This window comes from Micromonospora sp. NPDC005305 (assembly GCF_040607315.1).
In the GTDB taxonomy this organism is placed as follows: domain Bacteria; phylum Actinomycetota; class Actinomycetes; order Mycobacteriales; family Micromonosporaceae; genus Micromonospora.
Window position 1 is genome coordinate 32523 of the sequence record NZ_JBEXGL010000031.1, and the last position, 25671, is coordinate 58193.

The 25671-nt window shown below is 70.8% G+C and carries 24 protein-coding genes and 2 pseudogenes; 14 read left to right on the forward strand and 12 right to left on the reverse strand.

Translation table 11 applies throughout. The features are described from left to right. The 7 genes and pseudogenes from ABZS80_RS30625 to ABZS80_RS30655 form a co-directional block, all read left to right on the forward strand. Positions 1-132, forward strand: a complete 132-nt coding sequence (locus ABZS80_RS30625; RefSeq protein ID WP_355061328.1) for a hypothetical protein — start codon at positions 1-3, stop codon at positions 130-132. Positions 133-170: 38 nt separating this feature from the next. Then, positions 171-947 carry an ABC transporter ATP-binding protein gene (locus tag ABZS80_RS30630; protein ID WP_355061330.1) on the forward strand — a complete coding sequence of 259 codons (777 nt, stop codon included), beginning with the start codon at positions 171-173 and terminating at the stop codon, positions 945-947. Position 948: 1 nt separating this feature from the next. Continuing rightward, positions 949-3477 carry an ABC transporter permease gene (locus tag ABZS80_RS30635; RefSeq protein ID WP_355061332.1) on the forward strand — a complete coding sequence of 843 codons (2529 nt, stop codon included), beginning with the start codon at positions 949-951 and terminating at the stop codon, positions 3475-3477. Between the two features lie 471 nt (positions 3478-3948). After that, entirely contained in the window at positions 3949-4302 is a 354-nt protein-coding gene (locus ABZS80_RS30640) for a helix-turn-helix domain-containing protein (RefSeq protein WP_355061333.1), read from the forward strand. Positions 4303-4372: 70 nt separating this feature from the next. Then, positions 4373-4939, forward strand: a complete 567-nt coding sequence (locus tag ABZS80_RS30645) for a carboxymuconolactone decarboxylase family protein (protein ID WP_355061335.1) — start codon at positions 4373-4375, stop codon at positions 4937-4939. 23 nt (positions 4940-4962) lie between these two features. After that, entirely contained in the window at positions 4963-5796 is an 834-nt protein-coding gene (locus ABZS80_RS30650; RefSeq protein ID WP_355061337.1) for a PhzF family phenazine biosynthesis isomerase, read from the forward strand. A gap of 87 nt (positions 5797-5883) precedes the next feature. Next, positions 5884-6119: pseudogene (locus ABZS80_RS30655) on the forward strand (IS110 family transposase); the annotation flags it as partial. Here ABZS80_RS30655 and ABZS80_RS30660 read toward each other — a convergent pair. Then, positions 6059-6823, reverse strand: a complete 765-nt coding sequence (locus ABZS80_RS30660) for a hypothetical protein (RefSeq protein WP_355061339.1) — start codon at positions 6821-6823, stop codon at positions 6059-6061. The pseudogene ABZS80_RS30655 and the gene ABZS80_RS30660 sit on opposite strands and share 61 nt — an antisense overlap. Positions 6824-6978: 155 nt before the next feature. Here ABZS80_RS30660 and ABZS80_RS30665 point away from each other — a divergent pair, with 155 nt between their 5' ends. Together ABZS80_RS30665 and ABZS80_RS30670 are read left to right on the forward strand one after the other, a co-directional pair. Next, positions 6979-7593 (forward strand): dihydrofolate reductase family protein, encoded by a 615-nt coding sequence (locus ABZS80_RS30665; protein WP_355061341.1) that lies wholly within the window; start codon positions 6979-6981, stop codon positions 7591-7593. 328 nt (positions 7594-7921) lie between these two features. Then, positions 7922-8767: an alpha/beta hydrolase gene (locus ABZS80_RS30670; RefSeq protein ID WP_355061343.1), complete on the forward strand. Its 846-nt coding sequence runs from the start codon at positions 7922-7924 to the stop codon at positions 8765-8767. A 109-nt stretch (positions 8768-8876) separates the two neighbouring features. Here the strand turns inward: ABZS80_RS30670 and deoC are convergent, their stop codons facing one another. The 3 genes from deoC to ABZS80_RS30685 form a co-directional block, all read right to left on the reverse strand. Continuing rightward, positions 8877-9581, reverse strand: coding sequence for a deoxyribose-phosphate aldolase (deoC, locus tag ABZS80_RS30675; protein ID WP_355061345.1), 705 nt, complete (start codon positions 9579-9581; stop codon positions 8877-8879). Beyond that, on the reverse strand, positions 9578-10297 hold the full coding sequence (locus ABZS80_RS30680; RefSeq protein WP_355061347.1) for a GntR family transcriptional regulator: 720 nt from the start codon (positions 10295-10297) through the stop codon (positions 9578-9580). The genes deoC and ABZS80_RS30680 overlap by 4 nt, the downstream gene beginning before the upstream one ends. 667 nt (positions 10298-10964) lie before the next feature. Continuing rightward, entirely contained in the window at positions 10965-11678 is a 714-nt protein-coding gene (locus ABZS80_RS30685) for an NAD(P)-binding domain-containing protein (protein WP_355061349.1), read from the reverse strand. Positions 11679-11719: 41 nt separating this feature from the next. Between ABZS80_RS30685 and ABZS80_RS30690 the strand changes: the two genes are divergently transcribed. Beyond that, positions 11720-12130 carry a helix-turn-helix domain-containing protein gene (locus ABZS80_RS30690; protein ID WP_355061351.1) on the forward strand — a complete coding sequence of 137 codons (411 nt, stop codon included), beginning with the start codon at positions 11720-11722 and terminating at the stop codon, positions 12128-12130. A 193-nt stretch (positions 12131-12323) separates the two neighbouring features. Here ABZS80_RS30690 and ABZS80_RS30695 read toward each other — a convergent pair whose 3' ends face one another. The 8 genes and pseudogenes from ABZS80_RS30695 to ABZS80_RS30730 form a co-directional block, all read right to left on the reverse strand. Continuing rightward, a complete protein-coding gene (locus ABZS80_RS30695; RefSeq protein WP_355061353.1) occupies positions 12324-13310 on the reverse strand; it encodes a serine hydrolase in 987 nt (328 codons plus the stop codon). A gap of 579 nt (positions 13311-13889) precedes the next feature. After that, positions 13890-14216: pseudogene (locus tag ABZS80_RS30700) on the reverse strand (ADP-ribosylation/crystallin J1); the annotation flags it as partial. Positions 14217-14336: 120 nt separating this feature from the next. Beyond that, positions 14337-15263 carry a SpoIID/LytB domain-containing protein gene (locus ABZS80_RS30705; RefSeq protein WP_355061355.1) on the reverse strand — a complete coding sequence of 309 codons (927 nt, stop codon included), beginning with the start codon at positions 15261-15263 and terminating at the stop codon, positions 14337-14339. A gap of 81 nt (positions 15264-15344) precedes the next feature. Then, positions 15345-16124 (reverse strand): peptidase inhibitor family I36 protein, encoded by a 780-nt coding sequence (locus ABZS80_RS30710; protein ID WP_355061357.1) that lies wholly within the window; start codon positions 16122-16124, stop codon positions 15345-15347. Between the two features lie 52 nt (positions 16125-16176). Then, on the reverse strand, positions 16177-17040 hold the full coding sequence (locus ABZS80_RS30715) for a peptidoglycan-binding protein (RefSeq protein ID WP_355061359.1): 864 nt from the start codon (positions 17038-17040) through the stop codon (positions 16177-16179). A gap of 264 nt (positions 17041-17304) precedes the next feature. Beyond that, positions 17305-18339, reverse strand: coding sequence for an NBR1-Ig-like domain-containing protein (locus ABZS80_RS30720; RefSeq protein WP_355061361.1), 1035 nt, complete (start codon positions 18337-18339; stop codon positions 17305-17307). 137 nt (positions 18340-18476) lie between these two features. Further along, positions 18477-18860 carry a VOC family protein gene (locus ABZS80_RS30725; RefSeq protein WP_355061363.1) on the reverse strand — a complete coding sequence of 128 codons (384 nt, stop codon included), beginning with the start codon at positions 18858-18860 and terminating at the stop codon, positions 18477-18479. A gap of 124 nt (positions 18861-18984) precedes the next feature. Next, complete coding sequence (locus tag ABZS80_RS30730) at positions 18985-19590, reverse strand: YdeI/OmpD-associated family protein (protein WP_355061365.1); 606 nt, start codon at positions 19588-19590, stop codon at positions 18985-18987. A 101-nt stretch (positions 19591-19691) separates the two neighbouring features. Between ABZS80_RS30730 and sigJ the strand changes: the two genes are divergently transcribed. From sigJ to ABZS80_RS30750, 4 genes are all read left to right on the forward strand, one after another. Continuing rightward, on the forward strand, positions 19692-20633 hold the full coding sequence (gene sigJ / locus ABZS80_RS30735) for an RNA polymerase sigma factor SigJ (protein WP_355061367.1): 942 nt from the start codon (positions 19692-19694) through the stop codon (positions 20631-20633). Positions 20634-20718: 85 nt separating this feature from the next. Further along, the gene (locus ABZS80_RS30740; RefSeq protein WP_355061369.1) at positions 20719-21654 is read left to right on the forward strand and encodes an NAD(P)-dependent oxidoreductase; all 936 of its coding nucleotides are present in this window, start codon (positions 20719-20721) and stop codon (positions 21652-21654) included. 307 nt (positions 21655-21961) lie between these two features. Next, positions 21962-23785, forward strand: coding sequence for an ABC transporter ATP-binding protein (locus ABZS80_RS30745; RefSeq protein ID WP_355061371.1), 1824 nt, complete (start codon positions 21962-21964; stop codon positions 23783-23785). Between the two features lie 41 nt (positions 23786-23826). Further along, positions 23827-25512 (forward strand): ABC transporter ATP-binding protein, encoded by a 1686-nt coding sequence (locus ABZS80_RS30750; RefSeq protein WP_355061377.1) that lies wholly within the window; start codon positions 23827-23829, stop codon positions 25510-25512. The last annotated feature ends 159 nt before the right edge of the window (positions 25513-25671 follow it).

The following is a 25671-nucleotide window of genomic DNA, read 5'->3' on the forward strand; positions in this document are numbered from 1 at the left end:
GTGAACCACCTGCTCACCGCCGAGCTGTTCCAGCTGGAGCGCGCCGAACTGGTCCGCCAACTGCGCCGGGACCGGCACCCCGCCACCGTTCGCGCGACCCGCACCCCGCTGCACCGCCGAATCGCCCGCTGAGCCACCCGCCCCCCGACGCACCAGCCAGGAGATCTCCAATGACCACGAGCACCGCCCCCGCACCCGCCGCCACCGTCGCCGTGCAGGCCCGGGACGTCGTCCGCACCTACGGCCGCGGCGACGCCGCCGTCCGCGCCCTGGACGGCGCCACCGTATCCATCCCGGCCGGACGTTTCACCGCGATCATGGGCCCGTCCGGCTCCGGCAAGTCGACGCTCATGCACGCGCTGGCCGGCCTCGACACCGTCGACGCAGGGCAGATCCTGCTCGGCCGAACAGACCTCGGCCAGCTGACCGAGCGGCAGCGCACCCTGCTGCGCCGCGACCGGATCGGCTTCGTGTTCCAGGCCTTCAACCTGGTGCCGACCCTGACCGCGCGGGAGAACATCGTCCTACCCCTCACCCTGGCCGGCCGCCGACCCGACCCCGAGCGCCTGGCTCACCTGGTCGCCATCCTCGGCCTGACCGACCGGCTACGGCACCGGCCCGGGGAACTCTCCGGTGGCCAGCAGCAGCGGGTCGCGGTGGCCCGCGCGCTGATCACCGGCCCAGAGATCGTCTACGCCGACGAGCCGACCGGAAACCTCGACTCGCAGGCGGCCGAGGCGCTGCTCGGCCTCCTGCGCCAGGCCGTCGACCAGCTCGGGCAGACCATCGTGATGGTCACCCACGACCCGCACGCCGCCGCGTACGCCGACCGGGTGGTGTTCCTCGCCGACGGCCGGATCGACGACGAGCTCGACGCACCGACCGTGCCGGCCATCCTGTCCCACATGGCGCGCCTGGGCGCGCCCGCTGCCACCGGAGGGAACTGACATGTGGCGCCTGACCCTGCGTACCACCGTCGCCCGCCGGACCCGGCTGGCGTTGACCCTGCTCGCGGTCGTCCTCGGCGTCACCTTCGCCACCGGCGGCCTGATCCTCACCGACACGTCCAGCCAGCTGCTGGACGACCAGTTCCGCACCGCGACCGCCGGCGTCGACCTGACTGTGCGCGACGCGGTCGCCTTCGACTCCGGCATGGGCGTGGAGGTCGCCCGGGACCCGCTGCCGGCGGGCCTGCCGGAACGGATCGGCGCGGTGGACGGCGTGGCCGCCGCCCGGCCGCTGGTCCGCGGCCAGGGCCTGCTGGAGGTGGACGGCACGCCGGTCGTGCCGAGCGGGGCCTCCGTGCTGTCCTCCTGGGTGCCGGCGCCGGTCGGCGCGTTCACCGTCCGCAGCGGCCGGCCGCCGGCCGCCGACGACGAGGTGATGATCGACGAGGACACCGCCCGCGGTCACCGCATCGGGCTCGGCGACACCGTGACGGTCCGGGCGACCGACACCGCGCGGTTGCGGGTGGTCGGACTGGCCGGGTTCGGCGCCCGCGACGGCCTGCCGAACAGCACGGTCACCCTGGTCACCCTCCCGTCCGCGCAGCGCCTCCTCCGGCTCGGCTCCGCCGTCTCCGAGGTGGCGGTGGTCGCCGTGCCCGGCGTCGCCCCGGAGGAACTGCGCGACCGGATCAGCGCCGCCGTCGGCGCCGGCTACGAGGTAGCCCCGAGCCGCGACATCGCGGCGGCCGGGGCGGCGGCCGCCCGGGACCAGCTCAGCTGGCTGCAGCTGGTGCTGCTCGCCCTGGCGGCGGCGGCCCTGCTGGTCGGCGCGTTCCTGATCGCCAACACGTTCTCCATCGTCATCACCCAGCGCACCCGGGAACTCGCCCTGCTGCGGGCCGCCGGGGCGACCGGCGGGCAGGTGCTGCGCTCCGTCCTCGGTGAGGCGCTGCTGGTCGGGCTCGCCGCCTCGACCGTGGGGCTCGGCCTCGGCGTCGCCGCCGCCACCGGCATCCGGAACCTCGCCGGGACGTTCGGCGTACCGCTGCCGCAGGGCGGGCTGGTGCTGACCGCCCGTACCGCGGTGGTGGCCTTCGCCGTGGGCGTTCTCGTCACGGTCGGCTCGGCGCTCGGCCCGGCTCGGCGGGCCGCGGCGGTGGCGCCGGTCGCGGCGCTGCGGGAGGCGGCCGCCGCCCGCACCGGACGGCTACGGGTGGTCTCGGGTGCGCTGGCCGCCGCGGCCGGCCTGGCCACCACCGCAGCGGTGCTCGCCGCCGACGCGCCGGTTGCGCTGCTCGGCGTGGCCGCGCTGGGCGCCGTCGGCGGGCTCGCGCTGCTCGGCCCCGCCATCACCCCGACCCTGGTACGCCTCGTCGGCCGGCCGCTGACCGCCGCCGGCGTGACCGGCCGCCTGGCCACCGCGTCGGCGGCCCGCACCCCGCGCCGTACTGCGGCGACCGCCCTGGCGCTGGCCCTCGGCCTCGCGTTGATCAGCTTCATGGCCGTCCTCGGCACGTCGGTCAAGAGCTCGGTCCGCCAGTCGTACGCCGAGGTGATCACCGCCGATCACCTCGTGGAAAGCGCCCGCAACGAGATGCTCGGTGGCCTCTCCCCCGCCGTGTACGACCGGGTGAGCCGGCTACCTGAGGTGGCGGTCGCGTCCCGGCTGCGCTACGGCCACTGGCGCGACGGGGACACCACCCAGGCCCTCACCGCCGTGGACCCGTCGACCCTGTCCCAGGTGACGTCCCTGCACTTCCCTGCCGGCAACCTGGCGGCGCTGAACGGCGGGGGCATCGTGCTGGCCGAGCACGTGGCCCGGGACCGGGGCCTGGCCGTCGGGGACGAACTGCCCATGACGTTCTCCCGCACCGGCACCCGCAGCCTTCCGGTGGTTGGCCTGCTGCGGGACGGTGACGCCAGGGCGCTCTCCACCGACTACCTCATCTCGCTGGACACCTTCGCCCGGCTCTACAGCGAGGAGATGGACGCGAGCGTGCTGATCCGCACCGCCGAGGGGACCGACCGGGCGGCCGCCGAGCGGGCGATCAAGGCGGCCCTGGCCGAGACCCCGACCGCGCAACTGCGCGACCAGGCCGCCGCCGTGGCCGGCCGAACCCAGATGATCGACCAGGTGCTCGGTCTGGTGACGGTGCTTTTGATGCTGGCCGTGCTGATCGCACTGCTCGGCATCACCAACACCCTCGCCCTCTCGATCACCGAGCGCACCGCGGAGATCGGGCTGCTCCGCGCGGTGGGAATGACCCGCCGACAACTGCGCTGGATGATCCGGGGCGAGGCTGTCCTCGTCGCCGCGCTGGCGAGCGTCCTCGGGATCGCGCTGGGCGGCGGCTTCGCCGCCGCCACAGTCCGGGCGCTGGGCCGGGACGCCCCGACCGTGCTCGCGGTGCCGGCCGGCCGACTGCTCCTGGTGCTGGCCGTCGCCCTCACCGCCGGCCTCCTCGCCGGGCTGCTGCCCGCCCGGCGAGCCGCCCGGCTGGACGTCCTCGCCGCCATCGGCACCCCGTGATCCCTCCCGGGCGGCGCCGGACACGTCCGGTGCCGCCCGGCCGCCACCTTCTCAAGGAGAGCACCACGAACGCTTTTCAAGGAGAGCACCATGAACGACACCATCGGTATCCGCCGGGCCGGCAGCCCGGTGCGATGGCCTTGTCGAGCAGGTCGGATGCCGCCTGCGGGGCGCTGTCGTGCAGGCCTTTGGCGAGCAGAGGGTGGGCTTCGGTGCCTCAGCGGCGTACGGCTTCCTGGTGCGGTTGACCACACGATTCGCAGAAGTGGTCCTCTTCCGGCAGGGGTGGAAGGGCCATCACACCGCCGGGGCTGGGCAACAGGCCGACGTGGTCGCACTCGGCCAGGTCGCTGGTTGTCCCGGGTAGCGGTAAACGTCTCACGAAGCCATCCCCATCGCTTCGGAAATCGAATCAACGCAGTGGACGGTACTGTATCGAAGATCGAAGCATCAAGAGGGGTGGCACAGACGATGACGGCACCCAGGCCGGGCGGGCCGGTACGCGGATCGAGTACCGGGCGGCCCCTCATGGCCGCCCTCGACCTGTTCGGCCGCCGGTGGAACCTGCGCATCGTCTGGGAGCTGCAGCACGGGCCGGTCGGGTTCCGCGCGTTGCAGCAGCGCTGCGACAACATGTCTTCCAGTGTCCTGCGGCAACGGCTGACCGAGCTCCTTGCCGCCCGCCTCGTCGCCCAGCAGCCGGACGCGGCCTACACGCTCACCGACCTGGGCCACGGCGTCTACCAGGCATTGCGCCCGCTCGCCCGCTGGTCCGACGCGTGGGCCTCGGCCCTGGGCGAGGACGGCGAACAACCGAACCCGTGAGGCGCCACCCCTGGCGCTTCGTGAACCAAATCGCTACGGTGCTTCTGAATCCGAATCACTGGAGGGGGCCATGGCTCGCATTCTGGCGCTCGAACCGCCGTTCACGCCGGACGTGGAGGCACAACTCGCCACGATGATGCCTGCCGGCGTGCCTCCTATCGGCCTGTTCCGGACGTTCGCCAGGAACTTGCCGATGACCATCGCGATGAGCCACTGGGGCAGGTACGAACTCGGCCGCGACCTGACCCTGACACTCCGCGAGCGGGAGATCGTCATCCTGCGCACCTGTGCGCGCTGCGGCTGCGAATACGAGTGGGGCGTCCACGTGATGGTCTTCGCTGACCGTGCCGAACTCTCGCCTGCCGAGGTCACCTCGCTCACCTGCGGCTCGCCTGAGGATCCGTGCTGGACGGCCGGCCGCGAAGCCATGCTCATCCGGATGGTGGACGCCCTGCACGACTCGTGCGACGTCGACGACGAACTGTGGCAATCCGCGCAGGAACTGCTCGACGAGCGGCAACTGCTCGACGTGCTCCTGTTGTGCGGGTGGTACCACGCGATCTGCTTCGCCGCCCGCACCGCTCGCGTCGACCTCGAGCCCGGCGCTCCCCGCTTCGCCGACATCACGGCTGCCTGATGGCCGGCCCACCGGTGGCAGTGGTGAACGCCTGCACCCGCGACGGGGAAGGCGGCAGCCCCACCGCAGTCGTGATCGACGACGCCACGCTCACCGACGACGACCATCACGCCATCGCCCGTAGGACGGGCACCTCCCACACCGCGTTCGTCGACACCAGCGCAGCGGACACGCCCACGGTGCGCTTCTTCACCAGCGCCGGCGAGCTCACGAACTGCGGCCATGGCATCATCGCCGCGCAAGCCGTCCTGCTGCACCGCAGCGACGCCACCGAGCACCACGGCAGCCTGCGCACCGCAGGCCGCACCTTCGCCACGACCGCCATCCGCCGCCAAGACGGCATCGAAGTCTGGTTCGACCAAGGCGTTACCACCCTGTCGAACCACGCCGACGCCACCGACGGTGGCATCATCGCGGCCCTCGACCTGCAACCAGCGGACATCGCCGCCGGCGTACGGGTCGCTTCGCCCGGCACGCCACGACTTCTCGTCCCCGTCCGGGATCACCTGACGCTGCTGTCCATACAGCCCGACTTCGATCGGCTGGCAACCAAGTGCCGCCGACTCGGATACCTCGGCTGCTTCACCTACGCACTCTGGCCGACCACAAGAACGGCCGCAGCCCGCATGTTCGCCCCCGCGATCGGGGTCAACGAGGACATCGCGAACGCCAACAGCGCCGGCTGCCTCGCCGCCCACCTCCTCGACACATCCGGCAACGGCGACATTGAAGTCCACCAGGGTGACACACTCAAGAGGCCATCATCGATCTCCGCGAGCGCGACCCGTACCGGATCCGGCATCGTTGCGAGAATCGGCGGAGTGGTCGACCTCGGCCCGCCCACCGTTCTCGGCTGAAATATCAAGCGATCCGCGCTCGAGCGACTTCCCTTGCTGTCGATATCGGACGCACGGTAATCGGCATGCGCGGACGGCAGGCGGCCCCGCTACGTGCACAACGACCGACTCCTCGACGCCCTCCTTCGCCGCCCTGATCGCCTCCCCCGCCGCCCGCGCCTACTACGACCGCCAACGCGCCCGCGGCCTCGGCCACCACACCGCGCCAACTCGGCAACCGCCTCGTCGGCATCCTCCACGGCTGCCTCAAAACCGGCACCCACTACGACGAGATCACCGCCTGGCGCCACCACGAACAACAGCGCCAAGACGCCGCAGCTTGACTCCGAAGCTCATGGGGCTGGGCTGCTGGCACCTGCATATCGTGGGTACGGGCGGCCGCCCTCCAAAGTGAGCCCTGCCGCGCCGTCGGCCGTGCTGATCGACACGCAGGTCTCCCGGGTGTCGAGAAGCCAGCCGGCCGGCGGCAGCTGTGCCCACCGTCCGGCGCCGGCCAGCCCCTGCTCGCCAGGTGGCCCCACATCCGTCGGGCCACCTGGTCGGCCGACTCGCCCGGCCGGCCGACGAGTGCGTAGGAAACGGCGCAACGACCGGTGCCGCACTCCGAGTCGCCGCCTGCGCGCCGAATGGCGAGCCCGTCGGGCAGCGGGCCGAGGTCCTGCACCGACGGTACGAACCCGTCGTCGTTGAAGTCCCAGGCCGCGGCGGGGATGCAGGCCAGGGCGACGAACAAGGAAAGACCGACCGCGATCCGGTACGGCCAGCGCCGGCCCGCCCGGTCGTCGTCGCCGCTGTCGGCGAGCTTCCGGCGCTGCATCTCCCCCGCGACGAGCAGCGTCACGGCGACCCCGAGGAACAGCAGCAGGCGCGCCTCCACCGCCGCCCGGGGCACAACGGCGGCGAGGGTGATCGAGGCGACCGCGACCAGGGTGAGCGCCACCAGCACGATGCCGGTGAACGACGGCAGCCGTGCGACGGTCAACCACGCGAGAAACGCCACCATGGTGACGACGGACGCGACGAGCATGCAGTGATGATCTATCGGCGGTGGCTCGGCGGGCGACCCCGTCAAGCTCGGGTGTCCGCCCCCACCGGTAGGCGGGTTGGTCCTTGGCCGGCCGATGATTCTGAGATGCTGCGGCGGTCCACCTGTCGACACCACCGACTCGAAGGGACCCTGCGATGGCAAAGGTCATCTCCACGCTGTTCATCTCGGCCGACGGCGTGGCCGAGATCGACCCGGACTGGCACTTCCCGTACTTCGACGAGAACATGGGCCGCGCCGTCGGCGAGGACTACGACACCGCCGACGTGATGCTCATCGGCCGGGAGACCTACGACAGCTTCGCCGGGGCCTGGCCCGACCGCGAGGCGGCCGGCGGCGAGGACGCGGTCTTCGCCAAGCAGCTCGGGGACATGCGCAAGGTGGTCGTATCGCGCCAGCCGCTGAAGTTCTCCTGGCGCAACTCGGAACTGATCAACGGCGATCTTGTCGACGCGGTCACCGCGCTCAAGGCCGATGCCGGCAGCAGAGGCATCCTCATCCCGGGGTCGATCTCCGTGGTGCAGCAATTGCTCGCCGCCGGGCTGGTCGACGAACTCCGCCTGCTGGTGCATCCGGTGGCGGCACGCAAGGGCCGCAAGCTGTTCGACGACGGCGACACGCCGTACCACTTCCGGGTGACGGCGACGGAGGCCTTCCCGACGGGCGTGATCCGCGTAATCTACGCGCCGACCGTGGCACCCGGGAAGGTCGGCTACGCCGACATCACGGACCAGGTGCCCGCAGGCAGCTAGTTGTGTTGGTGACGGGCGGCTGGTCGGCGCAAGTCCTCCGAGTGCGGTGTGGCGCCGTGGGTGTTTGTACTACTGGAGGCATAAGCAAGGGCGCCTGCTCGGTCATCGTTGCCGTGCGGACAGGGTCCCGATGAGTTTCCGCCCCGCCGGTCGTCCATCTCTGAGCAGTCGCCTTCGTTCGACGCGACACAGACCACCGGCGGGGACGCGCAGTTGTGCGGCCGTCCCCGCCCCACCGGCCCACGACGCCGCCCTGGAGGTTCCTGATGTATCCGATGGTCCACTCGCTCCGCACGTCCGGCGGCGTCAACGCGACGGCGGAGGCGTGATGACCATGGTCGAGGCGAACGGCGTCACGCTCGGGGTCGAGCACTTCGGCGACGCGGCGGCGCCGCTCGTCCTGCTCTCGGGCGGCACGACCATGCTTTCTTGGCCCGACGCGCTCTGCGTGGCGCTCGCGCGCGGCGGGCGCCACGTGGTGCGGTACGACCTGCGCGATTCCGGCGCGTCGACCACCGTCGACCCCGAGGCTCCGGCGTACACGCTGCGCGATCTTGCGGCCGACGCCGCGGCGCTCGCCCGCGAACTCGACGACCGGCCGGCGCACCTGGCGGGCATCGGCGTAGGCGGAATGGTCGCCCAGGTCGCCGCCCTCGACCACCCGGACGCGTTCTCGGCGCTCACCCTCGTCGGAACGCGGCCCGTCGCTCCTGGCCCGGTCGACGACGACCTGCCTGACCATGACGCGGCGACGATGGGCCGGCTGTTCTCGCGTGCGATGCCCAACTGGTCCGACCGCGCCGCGGTGGCCGAGTTTGCCGCCAGCGGCGCGGAGATCCTCGGTGACGACCCCGTCGCCGCGCGCGCGACCGCCGCGCGCAGATGGGACCGCACGCCGAGCACGGAGCTCGCGGTCCAGATGGCTAACCATCTTGGCACGGTGTTCGCCAAGCTCGACTGCACGCCGCGCTGGCGCGAGCGCCTGTCCGAGCTCGCGATCCCGACGCTGGTGGTGCACGGTCGCCGCGACCCGTTCTTCCCTGTCGGCAACGGTGAAGCGCTCGCGCGCGAGATCCCTGGTGCGCGGCTGCTCGTGCTCGAACGGGCCGCGACGGCGATCCCCGACGCGACCGCCGGTGAGGTCGCCGCGGCGATGCTCGCGCTCCAGGTGTAACCGGCCACCACGTTGGTCGGTGACACGCCGCTGGTCGGCGGAGACCTCGGAGTGCGGTGTGCGTCGGTGCGAGCCGGCACACCCAGCTCGGGGATCTGGTCGAGTCGGTTCAGTAGTCGTTGCCGGACGGGCCCGCAGCAGTGGTGGGGTGGTCGCCACGTTCGCGGGCGGCGAAGTCGTCGAGGATGGTTTCGGTGGCCGTCGCGCCGAACCGCGTCGCTCCGGCCTCGTGCAGGGTGAGCAGGGTGTCGAGGCTGCGGACACCGCCGGCGGCTTTGACCTCGATGTGCGGGGAGACCGCGGCGCGCATCAGCTGGATGTCGGCCAGGGTGGCGCCGCCGGGGGCGAAGCCGGTGCTGGTCTTGACGAAGTGCGCCCCGGCTTGTTCGGCGATGCGGCAGCCGGTGACCTTCTGTTCGTCGGTCAGGTACGCGTTCTCCAGGATCACCTTGACCACCCGGCCCTGTGCGGCGGCGACCACGGCGGCGATGTCGTCGTACACGTAAGAGGTCTCGCCGCTGCGCAGGCGGCCGATGTGCAGCACCATGTCGACCTCGTCGGCTCCCGCGTCGACCAGTTCGCGGGTCTCGGCGGCCTTGATCGTGGTGCGGGTGTCGCCGTGCGGGAAACCGGCCACGGTGCCGACGAGGACGCCGGTGCCGGACAGTGCGGCCCTGGCGAGTCCGACGTCGGAGGGTCGTACGCAGACCGAGGCGACCTGGCGGCTTGCGGCGATCTCGCAGCCGCGCCGGATGTCGTCGGCGGTGAGCTCGGGGCGCAACAGCGAGTGGTCGATCATCTTGGCGATGTTCATCGGGTGTCTCCGGTCCGGGGTGGCTGCACGTCGAAGGTGACGTGCAGGTCGTAGCGGTCGCCGACGTAGCGACTGACGGTGTACTCCAGCGGCGCCGAGCGCTGGTCGACGATGAGCCGGGTCTCGACCAGCAGCGGCTCGTCCGCCGGCGCGTGCAGCAGCTCGCCGTCGGAGCCGGCCCGCTGGGCGGTCAGCGTCGAGGAGCCGAGCGTGGGGTGCAACCCCCTCTCGCGCAGGGCGCGGTGCAGCGAGCCGGTTTCCAAGTCGAGATCGAGCAGGGTGCTCAGGTGAGGCGGGAAGCAGGCGTACTCGATAGCCAGGGGCACGTCATCGGCGAGCCGCACCCGCACGATCGAGGTCACCCGCGGTGCTGCCGCGATCAGCTGCAGCGCCCTCGCCTCCGCGGGGGACGCTGCCCGGACCTCAGCCTCCACCAGCCGCGATGCCGGGACACGCCCCCAACTGCGCACCTGATCCTGAAAGCTCATCAAGGTCCCGGCGGCCCGCGGTTCGGGCCGCTGCCGCACAAACGTGCCCCGGCCCTGGATCCGCTCGATGAGCCCGTCGGACTCGAGAGCGTTGAGCGCCGCCCGGACGGTCATCCGGGCGACCCCGAACTCCTCGGCGAGCACCGACTCAGCCGGGACCACGTCACCGGGCTGCGCCTGGGCGAGACGCGTCCGCAGTTCCCGTTCGATCCGCACGTACAGCGGCACCTTGGCCACAACTCCCCCAGGTCGTCTAGACAACCTAGAAGTTGACACAGGCCGAGGTTCCCGTCAAGCCGCTGTGCGGTACAGCACCGACGACCCGTCGTGGCGGGGAGCAGCCCTCAAGCCGAATCAGCGCAGCCACACAAACCCTCCGCCCTTGCCGGCCGTCGGCATGCCGGCTAAATCCCGTCCACCACGCCGACCCAGCGGCCAGATGCGGGCTCACCAGACCACCAACTAGAGGTAGGCACCGGCCATCCCAGCCAGCCAGCGGGTCGTTCGCCCTTCGTGACCGGGCAGGGCCGCATAGCCCGACGCGACATCCGGCTGACGTCTGACGGTCAGGTCTGGTGTGTGCGTGGCCGCCGCGGCGGTGATGGAGGACGCGAGGTCATCCACGACTTCCACGAAGCAGGGCGCCGCACCGACTCTGACCGCCGAAACGGAAACCGCAGGTCATGGTGGGTGCAGTTGAGCGCCGTTCAGAGCACGCGGTTGCTCCCAACCTGCTCCCTCATCTCGGTCCACGAAACTGGCTGCAGCTGATCGGCTCGCGCGGACAGCGGCATAGGCGGATGTTCGGCGCGGCGCCCGGTGTGGTGGTCGCTGGCGGATACCCGAACCCGGCTGAGCATGGGCCTACGTCCCGAATCCGCCGTAGTCGACTAACTCAGCGATGCGTATCTGTCAGGGAGGGGAACGCCGCGCGCGGCTGCTGGCCCGCCCACCACAGCCCGATCGCCAGCGCCGCTGTCGCCTCCAGGTACGCCGCCCGGTCCAGCCCGCCGCACGGCGCCGGCGTGCAACCGATCGAGCTGATGAGGGTCTCCGTCGCGGCGGCTGCCTCGGCGTGGTCGGCGCAGTAGGGCACGGCCAATGGTACGTCCTCGAAGGTTGGCGGTCGCAGTGTCCAGATGCTCACGTGGGCGAGGTTGAACGCCTTCACCACGTGCGCGTCGGGCGCGGCGGCGGCCAGTTGCCGCGCCACAGACGTGGTGCCACCGGTGTTGAGCATCAGCCCCTCGCTGGTCGGTACGACGGGGTTGGTGCAGTCGATGACCGTCCGAGTGGCGAGGCTCCCGGCGAGGCCGCCCACCAGTTGCGGTGCCTGCGCCGCCGGGACCGCGACGACGATGACGTCGCCGTGGCCGGTCGCGTCCGCGAGGCTGCCATGCCCGGCGGCGGCGATTCGCCCGGCGGTCTGCTCCGCCCGCACCTGATTTCGACCGCCGATCACCACGTCGTGTCCGGCCGCAGTCCACGCGCCGCCGAGGGCCGCCGCCATACCGCCTGTGCCGAGTATGCCAATTTTCACGTCTGCTCCGTCTCTCGCTTTGCGGCGGCTCGGTACGCAACCGCCGTTCCGGACGATAGGCAGGTCCATGCACACCAGACGGTGTGCAATAGGTCGTGCAGGATGGGCGCATGGGCAATCCCGTTGGCCAGCTCGACGACTACACCTCCGACTGCCGGGCCCGCGTGGCATTCGAGGTGCTCGCCAACCGCTGGGACAGCGTCGTGGTCTTCACGATCGCCGCGTACGGTCCGATGCGTCCGGCGGTGCTCCTTACCCGGATCGGCGGGATCAGCCCCAAGGTACTCAACGACGCGTTGCGCCGGCTGGAGTACAACGGCCTGGTGGAGCGCCGGCCGTACCCGCAAGTGCCACCCCACGTGGATTACGCGCTCACAGAAGCGGGCGGCGCGCTGCTGGAGCCGATGGAGGCGATGGGTGCCTGGGCCACCCGGTACGCCGACGCGGTTCTTGACGCTCAGGAACGGTTCGAGGCGCGTCAGAGGCCTACCCGGCCCGGATCCGCTCGGCATCGCCGCTGAAAGCATCCGACCCGCCGCGACAGACCCTCGCGGAGGTGCTGCGTCCGATCGTGCCGATGCCCGGATGTCGATCGGGTGCCGTGCCGCGGGTGCCTTTCCGGCGAAGGGAGAAACTGTCCCAACCGCATGCGCCAGGTGACGTCTGCACCAGATGTGTGCCCTGCCAATGGGCGGACCGGCGGCCGCGGTGCCGTCAAGCCATCGCGGGAAGGATGACCCGTTGCAGCACCGTGAGCGGGGTCCGCCACTGGTCGGGATCGTCGTAGTTGCCGGCGGCAACGGCCACCGCGAGGTCCAAGTCGGGCAGGACGAACAGGCGCTGGCCGCCGTTACCCATGCCGGCCACCACCCGATGGCCCTCGATGGATTCGATGTACCACTGGTAGCCGTACTGCGCACCCCAGGTGGTCTGCAGACGCGGCTGGAGCATCGTACGGATCCACTCGGTGGGCACGATCCCCTGACCGCCCCAGGTCCCCTCGGCCAGCACCAGCTCGCCGAGCCGGGCCAGGTCGCGGGGCGTGAGTCGCAGCCCGGACGCGGCGGAGGCCACCCCGTCCGCGCCGGTCATCCACTCGAAGCGGCCGATGCCCAGCGGCGCGAACAGCACGGCCTCGGCGTAGTGCGGCAGCGACTGGCCGGTGCCGTCGGCGATCAGCCGGCCGAGCAGAGCGGTGGCACCGCCGCAGTAGGTCCATCGGGTGCCGGACGGCTCGACGATGGGGCGCTCCAGGATGTACCGGTACCGGTCCGGGGCCAACTCCATCGCGATCTCGGCGTTGGCAGGACTGTTGTACGGCAGGTCCTCGCGCCATTCCAGGCCCAACGACATGGTCAGCGCGTGCTCGACGGTGAGCCGGGCACGCTGGGGGTCGACCGCCAGGTCGGGGTACTGCGGGAACAGCCGCAGGAGCGGCTCCGCCGGCGGCGGTACCAGCCCTTCGCCGAGCGCGATGCCGTACAGCAGCACCGTCACGCTCTTGGTGACCGACCGGATGTCGTGCAGCGTCTCAGGCCCGAACTCGACGACGCCCAGCGAGTCACCCCAGGCGAAGTCCGCACCGGCCGCGTAGTACTCCAGCAGGGTTTGGCCGCCGCGAACCGCCACGACGGCGTGCAGACCGCCGCCCTGGCCAGCTCGGAGAACGTCGTTGAGACGGTCACGCAACTGCGTCGTCATGAACACTCCGAGGGGATGTCGGCGGCGGGACACTGCCCCTTATACCGGAATTCGGCTTCGGGGGCGGCCCGGGTGGGAGGGCCCAACCCGACGCGGGAGGACCGAACGCGAGCCGGCGCCCGCGCAGAAGCATCGGCCACTAGCTATCGGTCACGCCCGCAGACGTTAATCCTCGAAGTCGAACTCGAAGGTGCCCGCCTCGATGCAGTCGATGAGCTGGCTGACATCGTCGGCCTGCCGGACCGCGCTGTCCCATCCGTTGCTCGTGATGTCGACCAGCAGCACCGGCGCGGGGTCGCTGCGCAGGTCGAGCACGAGCTGCTCACGGGCGCCGTCGCCGCCGATGATCGCGATGCCGGGGTGTGTTCCGGTGGCTGCGTCCCACGCGTCATGCAGCTCGAGCATCTCGCGCGGCGAAGTGAGCCACACGTAGGCTCCGCTGGCCAGCCAGCCTCGCCGAAACCACGACTCACCCTGCAGGTAGGCGCGCCACTCGATCGGCAGAGGCCGGCCCAACGCCTTTTCGGCGTCGATGAACTCCTGGTCGTCCACCGGGCCGCGGTACTCGGCTTCCTCGACGATCGGGCCGACGAGGTGGGCGTTGAGGTCGGCGAGCTCCTCGGCGGGGATCCAGTACTCCAGCACCTCGCGGCCACCGGCCTGGTGAACCTCGTAGCGGTCCAGGTACGAACGCTGAACGTCGAACCGGGTCACATAGCCGACGCCCTCCGCGGGGACGTTCCACTCGCGGGCGATCTTTGTGGCGTACCAGCGATTGAGGACGGGGTAGAAGATCGGCTGGTCCGGGAGGCGGGGTGGCCAGGCCCGCCACCCCGATCCGGCCACCAGGTCGAGTTCGGCCTGCCCGGTCGGCCGCCACAGCGTGATCGTGTCGGAGTTGTCGATGGCCTGCTCCTCACCGGTAGCGGTTGCCGGTGATCGTAGCGAGGAACACGCCCGGGGACGACGGGCGCGACGTGCCGCCCGCCGCGGACCTGCGGCGGACGGCACGGTTCGCGCGGGAGGTCAGGAGATGACCACGTCGCTGTAGTAGTAGCGCAGGATCGCCTGGTAGCTATTGCCCGAGTTCGCGAGATCACGCGAGCCGTACTGCGACAACCAGTCCCCGGTCACCCAGCCACCGCACGCGGTCGTGGTCGCGCAGTAGTGCGCCTGCAGAATGTTGCCGCTGCGGGTCATCCGGGTGGACCAGGTGCGGTCCACCGCGGCGGACGTCGACGCCTGCGCCGACGACGGCCGGTAGACCTGGTCGCCGGTGTCGTCACGGACGTCGTAGCACTGACCGCCGGGGGTCTTGCGGGTCGAGTGCAGCGCCCAGTACCAGCCGTAGCTCTTGACGGCTACGGCACCGGACTCCAGCGAGGCGCTCGGCCAGCTCGGCACCCACTCGTTCGGGAGGACGTTCTTGACGTACGTCTTGAAGTCGACCCGGTCGACCCGCCCGAGACTGACCCGGTAGACCAGGATGGTGCTCGGCAGCTTGCTGTTGGTGCCGTCCGTGCTGCAACCCGTCGGCCCGCTCAGCAGTTCGTGCGAGGCGTTGTTGTTCTTCAGCGTGGCGTTGAGGTTGCCCTTCGCCCCGGCAGCGAAGTCCTGGCTCGCACCGGCGAAGTTGCTGTTGAAGTAGACCCGCACGGTCTTGCCGGTCCGATTCCACACCGACGCGGCGTTGTTCTTGACGCACACGCCCTGGCCGGCGCCCGCGCCCTTGAAGTCGTAGCAGGTCGGCTGGGTCGTGCCGTAGTCGTCCAGGGAGTCGGTGAAGTCGGAGACCGAGCCGGCCTGGTTGCTGTTGTAGTAGTAGCAGAACTCGCCGCTGTCGCAGCCCCCGTCGCGGGCGGCGGCGGACGCCGCGCCCGGCGCCACCGTGACGCCGACGAGTGCCGCCACCAGGACGGCCAGAATGGCCGGGAATCTTCTCAGGATGGTCATCCGCGGTCGCCGATCAGCAGTGGAGGGTGTGCGGGAAGCGGGCTGGGCGCCGCTCAGGTGCACGTGCGAGCGCATGCCGGGTCACCAGCCGCTCGGGACGTAGGCCCAGCCCAGGTAGTCGGACCGGTCCCGGAACGTGTTGGTCTGGTAGACGCTCGGCCCGGTGCTGATGGCGCTGTTGCCACCGATGGAGAGCATGACGTGCCCGGCCGACGTGGTGGACGTGAAGAACACCGCCGTTCCGGCGGGCGGCACCGAGCCGGTGTGGATGCGCCCGTTGTCCTTCTGCCACTGGTAGTGAGTGCGGGCCGTGGCGAACCGGCCGCTGGTGCCGAACGCCCGCTCGACGAACAGCTCGCACTGGTTGTTCCAGTCGGTGTGCCCGAGGCGTGCCTTCGCGAACGCGACGGCCTCGGCCGCGCGCGGGTCGGCCGGGTAGGTGCCGCTGGTGCCGCCGATGTTGTGCGAGGCGTTGTTGTTCTTCAACGTCGCGTTGAGGTTGGCCTTCGCCCCGGCTGCGAACGACTGGCTCGCACCGGCGAAGTTGCTGTTGAAGTAGACCACCGCGGTCTTGCTGGTGCGGTTCCACACCGACGCGGCGTTGTTCTTCACGCACAGGTCCTGGCCTGCGCCCGCGCCCTTGAACTCGTAGCAGGACGGCTGAGTCGTGCCGTAGTCCTCGATCGACCCGGTGAAGTCCGAGATGGAGCCGGCGTAGTTGCTGTTGTAGAAGTAGCAGAACTCGCCGCTGTCGCAGACTCCGTCCCGGGACGCCGCCTGCGCCGGCGAGGCGACGGTCAGGATGGAGGTGGTCATGGCGAGCGCTGCGCCGACGACGGCGAGGTTCTTGCGGATGTTCATGGTGTCCTCTCGTGGACAGTGAGCGATGGTGGTGGATGGGGTCGGGTACGGGTCACTGCCCGCGCTGGTACTGCTCCCAGGTCATGATCGGAACCTGGGGACCGTCGTCCGGGCCACGGTTGGCCAGGCCGTTCATGCCGAGGTAGTAGTCGCCGACCTGGTGCTGCGCCTGGCTGGACAGGTCCGTGTCGTTGATAGCCGTGGCGTGGATGTGCCACGGCCAGTCACCCTGACTGGGGTCACGGACCCAGGCGGTGAAGCCGACCCGGCGCAGAGCGCGGGCGACGGTGGTGCGCTTGGCCGCGGTCATGCCGGTGACCGCGATGTCCACCACACCCCCGCCATCGTGCGTACCGGCCGAGGTCGGGTCGCCCCCGGGGTTGTACGAGCCCTGCTCGAGCACCAGCGTGTAGCCGAGCAGACGCTGGGCCTCGGCCAGCATCGCCTGGGTGCGGGCGTCGACGACGTACCCGTCACGCTGGACCTTCGCGCCCGGGCCGATCGTCTTGCTGACGGTGTACCGGTTGAGCCCGAGCTTCGTCAGCGACGTCGTGCCGGGCAGCCCGTTCGCGGCCAGGCCGGTGTAGCCGAGCGAGCGCTGGTAGGCCGCGTACGCCGAGACGGTCTGGGTGCCGAAGTAGCCGTCGACCCACTGCGCGTTCAGCAGGTTCTGCGCCTGGAGCGCCTGCTCCACGGCGAGCACCGAACTCTTCGCGCCCGGGGTCAGTGTGTTGTCGGCACGGCGGGGGTCGATCTGGGCGGCCAGGACGGTGGCCTCCATGTCCACGACAGGCCGCGCGGCCGTGGTGACGGTCCGCTGCGCTGTGGCGCCGGACGTCGCGGCCCACGCATGGGCCGGGACGCCGACGGCCACGCAGAGCGCGGCGAGCCCGACGGATAACCAGGGACGGCGCAAGTTCGGTCCTCCTCGTAGCTGGTGAGTCTCGTTCGGAACGGACCTCACCCTGCGAGAAGAGACGTGCTGTTCGGTACCCCCGCTGCCCTGTCAGATCCGTCAGGCCGTCACCGACCTCGATGGATGCGGTGTTGTCAGGTTGGGCGGCACCCGCGGCTGACATCGAGCGGTCGCACGCTGACACCGGTCGGGGCGAGCCAGGACCCGGGAGATCGACCCGGGCGGCGGCTCGGCGGACCTGACCGCGGCTGCCGCCAGGCGCGCTCAGGCGATGACGGTGACCATGAAGTACACCGGCCGGCGGCTGGGAAAGTACTCCTGCCCGTGCTCGTCGACCATCTTCCAGCTGACCCAGCACTTCCCGGGGCGAATCGGCGCGGTGACCAGAACGCTGATCATCACCTGCTCGCCAGGCGGCGTGTCGCCGATCGCCACCCGATCCGGTGTCTGGCAGTCGTCATCGTCAGCGGTGGGGTTCGTCCGCGCGAGGAAGCGGTTGTGCCAGTCGACCGATCCCACGTTCTTGAGCGCCCACACCTTCTCGAATCGGGCGTTCACCTTTACCCGCGTACCGTCGGGGATGGTGACGTCGGCGACGAACTTGCTCGAATCCCCGGGGATCAACGCGTCCGAGAACGCTGACGGCGACGGCGACGACGCCGCCGCGGCGCCCGAGCCGTCCGGGGACGACCGGCCGCGGACGGCGAAACCCAGGGCGGCGACCAACGCCACCACCACCACAGTCGCCGCGGCGGCGAGCCACGGCAAGGGGTGCCGTCGCGCGCCCGTGACCTCGTCCTGCACCGCCTGCAGGTGCTCCGCGGACCACAGCGCGCGTTGGCCCGCCGGCACGAGGTCCGAGGACGTGGCGACGCCGGACACGACGGGCCCACTGGCCGCCGACGTGTCGGCGCGGGACGTCTCGGCGGCCACGACGCGAGTCGTCACAGTCTCCGAAATGCCGGCACTGGTCGGGGAATCGGTGTTGACCGGCGCCAGGGGCCCGTCCGGACCGGCGTGGACCATCGCCGAACGCTGAGCATCCTCCCAGCGGCACCGCCACTGGGCCTCGTCGGCCTCGCAGGCCCGGACGAACTCGCGCGTGGTCTCCCACGAGGGAAACCTGGTCCCAGCGGCAGCCTCGTGCAGCGTCGTGTGCGAGATCCGGCCCGACCGCCCGGCCATCTTCCGGAACGACGGGTTGCCCACACCGGCGCGCAGCGTCCGCAACTGTTCGGCGAACCTTTCGGCAGCCATGCGGTCCGGACTTAACTCACCCGCAGCACGCTGGTTCTCCATCTATCCCCCATGTCAGACGCCGGTGCCAGGCGTTGTCAGAGCGGGTAAGAGGCTACCGAACGACGTCGTCGGTCATCAATGTCCTGGCCGACGACACCGGGGCGCGAAGGTCCCGCTGCTGAACGGTGAGCTCGACCTCACGCCACGCAGAACTCGTTGCCCTCGGGATCCTGCATGACGACGTGTCCCAAGGTGTCGCCGTACCACTCCTCGCGCAGCACCGTCGCACCGGCGGCTACCAGTTCCGGCACCTTGTGCTGGATCAGTCGTGCACGCTCGACCATGTCCCAGGGGCCCGGCCCGGCCACCCGGACGTCGATATGCATCCGGTTCTTGGCGGACTTGCCCTCGGGTACCTTCAGGAAACCAATCGCGGGTCCCCTGCCGTGCGGATCCACGATGGACGCGTTGTCAGGCTCGTCGAAACCGGGCTCCTTGACATACCCGAGGGCGAGCGCCCAGAAGGCAGCGATCCGTTGGGGATCGCCGGCGTCGCACCCCAGAGTCCAGTAGGTCGCCATTGCGCCAAGGTACGCGGGGCCAGGACCGGCTGTCATCGGTATGTCCGGCGTCGGCGACCGGCGTGGGCGCCTTCGGTACGGAACGCTTCGTGGCCGATGAACTGCCAGTCATGACGTTGCTCGATCACGGAGAGTTCCGAGGCTTGGCCTTCTGCGGGTAGATCGTCTCGTGACGGGCCAGCATGGCGACGAACTCGCCGATCTTCCGCTCGCGGGTCTGCGCCCGTTTGACGGCATTGACGCGGTAAATGAGAGCGAAGCGGTTGGTTTTGGTGAGCACGTCGAACATTGCCTGGGCGGCGGGGTCGGCGGCGATGGCGGCGAGCAGGTCGGCCGGCACCTCGGCTTCCGACGGCGGGGCGTAGGCGGCCGCCCAGCGCCCGTCCACCTTCGCGGCCTCTACCGCGGCGCGACCTGGGGACAGCATTCGCCCCTGCGCCTCCAGCCGGGCCACGTGCGCGACATTGCGCTGGGACCAGGAGCTGCGGGGCCTGCGCGGGGTGAACCGGATCCAGGAGGTTTCCTCATCCCGTTTACGGGCCTGCCCGTCGATCCAGCCGAAACACAGGGCCTCGTCGACGGCCTGCTGCCAGGTCAGCGTCGTGGCTGTGCCGCCCTTCCTGGTCAGAGCGAGCCAGACACCGGGCGACGTGGCGTGGTTGGCCGACAACCACACCCGCAGCGCGTCGGCGTCCGCGACGATCAACTCGTCCAGTTCGGCGCTCCCCATGACGGCAGGCTATCGCTGTGCCCTTGCCGCAGCCTCCCCCGGTAAGCCATGCGAGTGGGGCCGTGATCAGCTGGAGGCATGGCGGGAAATATGATCAGGTCATGCCTCTGACGGTGGATGACGTCGACCGATTCGAGCTGTCGAGGCCCCGCCTGGAGGCCATCGCCTACCGTCTCCTCGGCTCCGCGGACGAGGCAGAGGACCTCGTGCAGGAGACATTCCTGCGCTGGCAGGCCGCCGACGTCGACCGCGTCGAGGTCCCCGAGGCCTGGCTGACGAAGGTACTCACCAACCTGTGCCTGAATCAGCTCACGTCCGCCCGGGCACGCCGCGAGACCTACGTGGGTCGATGGCTCCCCGAGCCGCTGCTGGCGGGGGACCCGATGCTCGGCCCGGCCGACACCGCTGAGCAGCGCGAATCGGTCTCGTACGCGGTCCTCACCCTCATGGAGCGCCTGTCCCCCAACGAGCGGGCCGTGTACGTGCTGCGAGAGGCCTTCGACTACCCGCACCGGGAGATCGCCGAGATCCTGGACATCACCGAGGCCGCCAGCCAGCAGATCTTTCACCGTGCCAAGAAGCATGTCGCGTACGGCAAAGCCCGCGCCGAGATCGACCAGGCCGCCGCCCAGCGGATCGCCGCGGAGTTTCTCGCGGCCGCCACCAGTGGCCGGACCGATGAGCTCGTACGCCTGCTCACCAAGGACGCCATCTCCATCGGCGACGGCGGAGGGAAGGTTCCGGCCCGCACCAAGGCGTTCGAGGGAGCCGTCGCGGTCGCGAGGTTCCTGTGGGGCCTGTTCAAGCCCGCCGAGGCCAAGCGCGCCGTCGTCGGCGGCTCGCCCGAGATCTACCCCTGGACCGCCAATGGCGAACCCGCCGTTGTGGCGGTCGTGGAAGGCCGGGTCGTCGCCATCATGTGCCTGGAGGTCACCGCCGAGGGCATCACTGCCTGCCGTACCCAGGCAAACCCCGACAAGCTCGAACGCGCGACCCAGCAATGGGCGGCGGCCAGCCATGGGGAGCCCCTGCTCATGATGTGACCCGCATCACCCCTGGCCCTGTCAGGAATCGGCGGGCCATCCGGTTCAAGTGACAAATCCGAACCGGAGAGCAAGGGAGCCGACGATGAGGGTGCTGGTGGCAGGAGCGACCGGAGCGATGGGCAAGGAACTCGTGCCGCGCCTGGTCGATTCCGGACACGAGGTGTTCGCCATGATTCGCAGCGAATCCAACAGGGCCAGGGCAGCACAGCTGGGCGCGGTACCGGTCATCGCCGATGCGCTGGATCGCGCCCAGGTCGAGGCGGCCGTACGCCAGGCGGCCCCGGAGGTGATCGTCAACCAGCTGACGGCCATCGGGCACGTCGACACCCGCCACTTCGACCGCAGCTTCGCCGCCACCAACCGGCTGCGGATCGAGGGGACCGACAACCTCCTCGCGGCCGCACGCGCCGCCGGAGCACGACGGTTCGTCGCCCAGAGCAACGGCGCGTTCACCTACACGCGGACCGGCGGGCCGGTCAAGAACGAACAAGACCCCCTGGATCGTGCACCGGTCAGCCAGATGGCCCCGATGATCGCCGCGATCGAACACTTGGAGAAGGCCGTGCTGAGCGCCGCCTGGACCGAAGGGATCGTGCTGCGCTACGGCGCGTTCTACGGACCCGGCACCTCCATGGCGCCAGGCTCCGAGCAGCTCGAGATGATCCGCAAACGCAAGTTCCCGGTCGTCGGCGACGGCGGCGGCATGTGGTCGTTCGTCCACATCGCCGACGCCGCCGAGGCGACGGTCGCAGCGGTGGAGAACGGCGGCCGCGGTGTCTACAACATCGTCGATGACGACCCCGCCCCGGTCGCCGAATGGCTACCGGAACTGGCAGCGATGCTGGGCGCCAAGAAACCGATGCGCGTACCACGGTTCATCGGACGGCTGGCCGCCGGACCGGCCGGCGTCGTGCTCATGACCGAACTGCGCGGCGCATCCAACGCCAAGGCCAAGCGCGAACTGGGCTGGCACCCGACGCACCCCACCTGGCGACAGGGCTTCCAGGTTGTGCCGTGACGTGCTGAGCGTCGTCCTTCCCGCCCCGGTTGGGAGCACTTGCTGCTGTTTAACACGTAGATGGCGTCCTGGGTGACCGCCAAGCACCGGTACTTGTTCCATCGCCAACGCCTTGACCGACGGTGGCTTGGAGCGCCCGCGGTTCCTGGCCAACCGCAGCCTCAGCAGCAGTGCGGCCCGCGCGGGATGATGCACGACCGAACCCGGGGATATTGGGTGGGTACGTCACCAGCCCGCTCGGTAGTTTTGGCGGGTGCCCCCACAGATTCCGCATCCTGAGCCCGGTGTGCCGGACACGAGGGGGCCGATGCGGTACGTCTGGTGGCTGGTTCGCTGCCAACCCTGGCGGGTGCTGCGTGGCACCGTGGTCGGCACGGCGTGGATGATCGGGCTGTCGGTCCGGCCGTACCTCGTCTCCCGCGCCGTCGACGACGGCTTGCGCGCGCACGACACCCGAGCCCTGCTGCTGTGGGTCGCGGCTATCGTCGTCGCCGGGGCGGGGCTGTCGTACCTGGGCATCATGCGGCACCGCACGATGACCTTCGTCCGGGAGGACGCTTCAGCCCGCTCCGCGGCGGCCCTGCTGCGCCAGTTGTCTCGGATCGGCGCGGTGCTGCCGCGCCGGCTCGCCGCGGGGGAGGTCGCCACGGTCGGCGGCTCCGACATCGGCTACACGTCGCAGGTGCTGACCATGACCGGTCCGGGCGTTGGCGCCGTCATCGCGTACGCGGTCATCGCCGTCGTGCTGTGGTCGGTCTCTCCGTTGCTGGCGCTGTGTGTGCTGCTGGGCGTGCCGGCGATCGCGCTGATCATCGGACCGATGCTGCGCCGCCTCGAACGGGCGGAGTCCGTCTACCGACAGCAGCAGGGCGTCCTCACCACCCGGGCCGGCGACATCGTGGCCGGGCTGCGGGTGCTGGCCGGGGTCGGCGGCCGCGGCCTGTTCGCCCGCCGGTACGCTGCCCGCTCCCAGGACCTGCTCGCCGAGGGTTATCGGGTCGGTGCCGTCTACAGCTGGATCGACGCGTTGACGGTCGCCATACCGGGGCTGTTCCTCGCGGCCGTGGTGTGGCTCGCGGCCCGCATGGCGGTCGCTGGCGACATCACGGTCGGGCAAATGGTCGCCGTCTACGGGTACGTGGCGACGCTCATCGTGCCGGTCTGGTTCCTGCTTGAGGGAAGCTACGGGGTGATCCGGGGCCGCGTCGCCGCCCGCCGCATCATCGCCCTGCTCAACCTGACCCCGGACCACGTCGGCGGCCCGACCCGGCAGGACGTGGGCGGGCCGGGAAACGTACCCGGTGCCCGCCGGCCGCTAGCCGGGTCCGCGCCGCTACGGCCCGCAGACCTGTACGACCCCGCTTGCGGACTGACCGTGCGCGACGGTCAGTTGGTCGGCGTCGCCGCCGACGACCCGGCGGAGGCCATCGCCCTGGCCGACCGGCTCGGACGCTACGTCGTCAGCGACGTGACCTGGGGCGGCGTGCCGCTGACCGGGATCGCACTCGACGAGGTACGCGCCCGGATCCTGGTCGCCGACCACGACTCCTATCTCTTCGCCGGGACCCTACGGGACATCCTGCGTGGCCGGGAGCCGAGCGCCGACGGCCGGGCAGGGAACGGCGACGGCCGCACCCGAGCAGGGAACGGCGACACCCTCGCCCAGAAGGGAGGCGCTGACCACCGGATCACGGCGGCCCTGCGTATCGCGTCGGCAGAGGACATCGCCGACGCGTTGCCGGACGGGCTCGGCACCCCGATCGACACCCGGGCCCGCACACTCTCCGGCGGCCAGCGCCAACGGGTGCGGCTGGCCCGGGCGCTGCTCGCCGAACCTGAGGTGCTGATCCTCATCGACCCGACGTCGGCGGTGGACGCGCACACGGAGGCGCGGATCGCCGAGCGGCTGCGCGTCGCGCGGGCCGGGCGGACCACCATCGTGCTCGCTACGTCACCGTTGCTGCTCGGGCACGCCGACACGGTCGCGCATTTGAGCGGAGGGCGGATCGTCGCCACCGGCACCCACGCCGAACTGCTCGATCAGGACCGGGGCTACCGGCAATTGGTGGCCCGGGGCAGCGACGCCCTCGACTTCGAAGACTTCACCGGGCCCGAGGGCGCGTTGCGGTGAGCCGGCTGCCAGTAGCGGACCGTGCCGCCGTCCGACGGGAGATGCTGGACCTCGTCGGCCGGGACCGGCGCGCGGTCTTGGTCGTGCTGGTGTTGCACGGTGCCGCCGCGATCGCCGGACTCGCGGCGCCGTGGCTGCTCGGCACAATCGTCGACCAGGTTGCCGCCGGCGCGCGCGTCGCCACTGTGGACCGCGTGGCGATGGCGATCAGCGGATGCGTTCTGGTGCAGGCGCTGCTCTCCCGGTACGCCCAGTACGCCGGTCACCGGTTCGGGGAGCGGGCGGTTGCCCGGCTGCGCGAGGAGTTCATCCGCAAGACGCTCGGCCTGCCCGTCTCCGTCGTGGAGCGGGCCGGCTCCGGGGAGCTCGCCACCCGCAGCTCCGTCGACGTGTCAACCGTCGGGACGACCGTCCGCGACGTCGTGCCCACCATCGTCATCGCATCGGCGCAGCTGACGCTGCTGTTCGGGGCGATCTTCCTGCTGCACCCGATGCTCGGCCTGGTGGCGCTCGCCGGGCTGCCGCCGATCTGGGCGGCGAGCCGCTGGTACCTGCGGCGGGCCAGCTCCGCCTACCTCGCCGAGGGCGCCGCCACGGCGGAGCTGACCGAGACGCTGACCACCACCGCCGAGGGCGCGCGCACCGTGGAGGCGCTGCGCCTCACCGACGACCGGATCGTCCATGGCACCGAGCGCATCGCCCGGGTGTGGGCTACCCGACGGGCGACGCTCGCGCTGCGGACCGTGTTCTACACGGTGGTGGAGGCCAGCTATCCGTTGCCGATCGCCGCAGTGCTGCTGGTCGGCGGATTCTTCCTGTCCAGGGGGATGGTCTCGCTCGGTGAAGTGGTCGCCGCCGCGCTCTATCTCCAGCAGGCGATCGAGCCGTTGGACCGAATCCTGCAGTGGACCGAACAGGCGCAGCGCGGCTTCGCGTCATTCGCCCGCGTGCTCGGCGTCGGCCAGGTGCCACCGGAGCCGCCCGGCAAGGCCTCCCCGCCACCAGGGGAACGGCTCGTCGTGCGCGGCGCCCGATTCTCGTACACCGACGGCCACGACGTCCTGCACGGCATCGACCTGGAGGTACGGCCCGGCGAGCGGCTGGCCGTCGTCGGCCCGTCGGGCGCCGGGAAGTCCACCCTGGCCCGGCTGCTGGCCGGGATCGACGCCCCGCGACACGGCGTGGTCAGCATCGGCGGCTGCCCGGTCACCGACCTGGATCCCGCCGAGCGCCGGCGCCGGATCGCCCTGGTCACCCAGGAACACCACGTCTTCATCGGCTCTGTGCGCGACAACCTCGCCTTCGCCGCGCCGGACGCGTCCGACGAACAGATGCGAGCCGCGCTGGCCGCCGTCGGCGCCGACTGGTACGCCGAGCTGCCCGACGGCCTCGACACGGAACTCGGCGACGGGGCCAGGCAACTCGGGGCGGCCGATGCGCAGCAGCTCGCGCTGGCCCGGCTGGTGCTCGCCGACCCGCACACGCTGATCCTCGACGAGGCGACAGCCGCGCTCGATCCGACCACCGCCCGGCGTACCGAGCGCGCGCTGGCGGCCGTGCTCACCGGCCGGACCGTCATCGCGATCGCGCACCGGCTCAACACCGCGCACGACGCCGACCGGGTCGCCGTGATGGAAGACGGCCGGATCACCGAGCTCGGCAGCCACGACGAGCTCGTCCGCGCCGACGGGGCCTACGCCTCCCTCTGGCGCTCCTGGCACAGCTGAGAGGTCCGTGCAGCTGACCTACCGAAGGGCGCCGCCGCGAGGTGACGCTTGGACCATCGTCAATGCGCTGGTCAGGCTCGCGCTGCCCCAGTCAGTCCGTGACATGATTGCGCCCATGGGGAAGCAGCAGGACGTCGGCGGGCCTGATCGTCACAGCGG

Excerpts from the sequence above, each read along its gene's own strand:
- deoC (WP_355061345.1), bottom strand. The coding sequence starts at position 9,581 with ATGAACATCGCCAAGATGATCGACCACTCGCTGTTGCGCCCCGAGCTC.
- ABZS80_RS30640 (WP_355061333.1), top strand. The coding sequence starts at position 3,949 with ATGACGGCACCCAGGCCGGGCGGGCCGGTACGCGGATCGAGTACCGGG.
- ABZS80_RS30745 (WP_355061371.1), top strand. The coding sequence starts at position 21,962 with ATGCGGTACGTCTGGTGGCTGGTTCGCTGCCAACCCTGGCGGGTGCTG.
- ABZS80_RS30740 (WP_355061369.1), top strand. The coding sequence starts at position 20,719 with ATGAGGGTGCTGGTGGCAGGAGCGACCGGAGCGATGGGCAAGGAACTC.
- ABZS80_RS30635 (WP_355061332.1), top strand. The coding sequence starts at position 949 with ATGTGGCGCCTGACCCTGCGTACCACCGTCGCCCGCCGGACCCGGCTG.
- ABZS80_RS30725 (WP_355061363.1), bottom strand. The coding sequence starts at position 18,860 with ATGGCGACCTACTGGACTCTGGGGTGCGACGCCGGCGATCCCCAACGG.
- ABZS80_RS30705 (WP_355061355.1), bottom strand. The coding sequence starts at position 15,263 with ATGACCATCCTGAGAAGATTCCCGGCCATTCTGGCCGTCCTGGTGGCG.
- ABZS80_RS30660 (WP_355061339.1), bottom strand. The coding sequence starts at position 6,823 with ATGCTCGTCGCGTCCGTCGTCACCATGGTGGCGTTTCTCGCGTGGTTG.
- ABZS80_RS30685 (WP_355061349.1), bottom strand. The coding sequence starts at position 11,678 with ATGGACCTGCCTATCGTCCGGAACGGCGGTTGCGTACCGAGCCGCCGC.
- ABZS80_RS30720 (WP_355061361.1), bottom strand. The coding sequence starts at position 18,339 with ATGGAGAACCAGCGTGCTGCGGGTGAGTTAAGTCCGGACCGCATGGCT.
- ABZS80_RS30630 (WP_355061330.1), top strand. The coding sequence starts at position 171 with ATGACCACGAGCACCGCCCCCGCACCCGCCGCCACCGTCGCCGTGCAG.
- sigJ (WP_355061367.1), top strand. The coding sequence starts at position 19,692 with ATGCCTCTGACGGTGGATGACGTCGACCGATTCGAGCTGTCGAGGCCC.
- ABZS80_RS30730 (WP_355061365.1), bottom strand. The coding sequence starts at position 19,590 with ATGGGGAGCGCCGAACTGGACGAGTTGATCGTCGCGGACGCCGACGCG.
- ABZS80_RS30695 (WP_355061353.1), bottom strand. The coding sequence starts at position 13,310 with ATGACGACGCAGTTGCGTGACCGTCTCAACGACGTTCTCCGAGCTGGC.
- ABZS80_RS30710 (WP_355061357.1), bottom strand. The coding sequence starts at position 16,124 with ATGAACATCCGCAAGAACCTCGCCGTCGTCGGCGCAGCGCTCGCCATG.
- ABZS80_RS30645 (WP_355061335.1), top strand. The coding sequence starts at position 4,373 with ATGGCTCGCATTCTGGCGCTCGAACCGCCGTTCACGCCGGACGTGGAG.
- ABZS80_RS30750 (WP_355061377.1), top strand. The coding sequence starts at position 23,827 with ATGCTGGACCTCGTCGGCCGGGACCGGCGCGCGGTCTTGGTCGTGCTG.
- ABZS80_RS30690 (WP_355061351.1), top strand. The coding sequence starts at position 11,720 with ATGGGCAATCCCGTTGGCCAGCTCGACGACTACACCTCCGACTGCCGG.
- ABZS80_RS30665 (WP_355061341.1), top strand. The coding sequence starts at position 6,979 with ATGGCAAAGGTCATCTCCACGCTGTTCATCTCGGCCGACGGCGTGGCC.
- ABZS80_RS30670 (WP_355061343.1), top strand. The coding sequence starts at position 7,922 with ATGACCATGGTCGAGGCGAACGGCGTCACGCTCGGGGTCGAGCACTTC.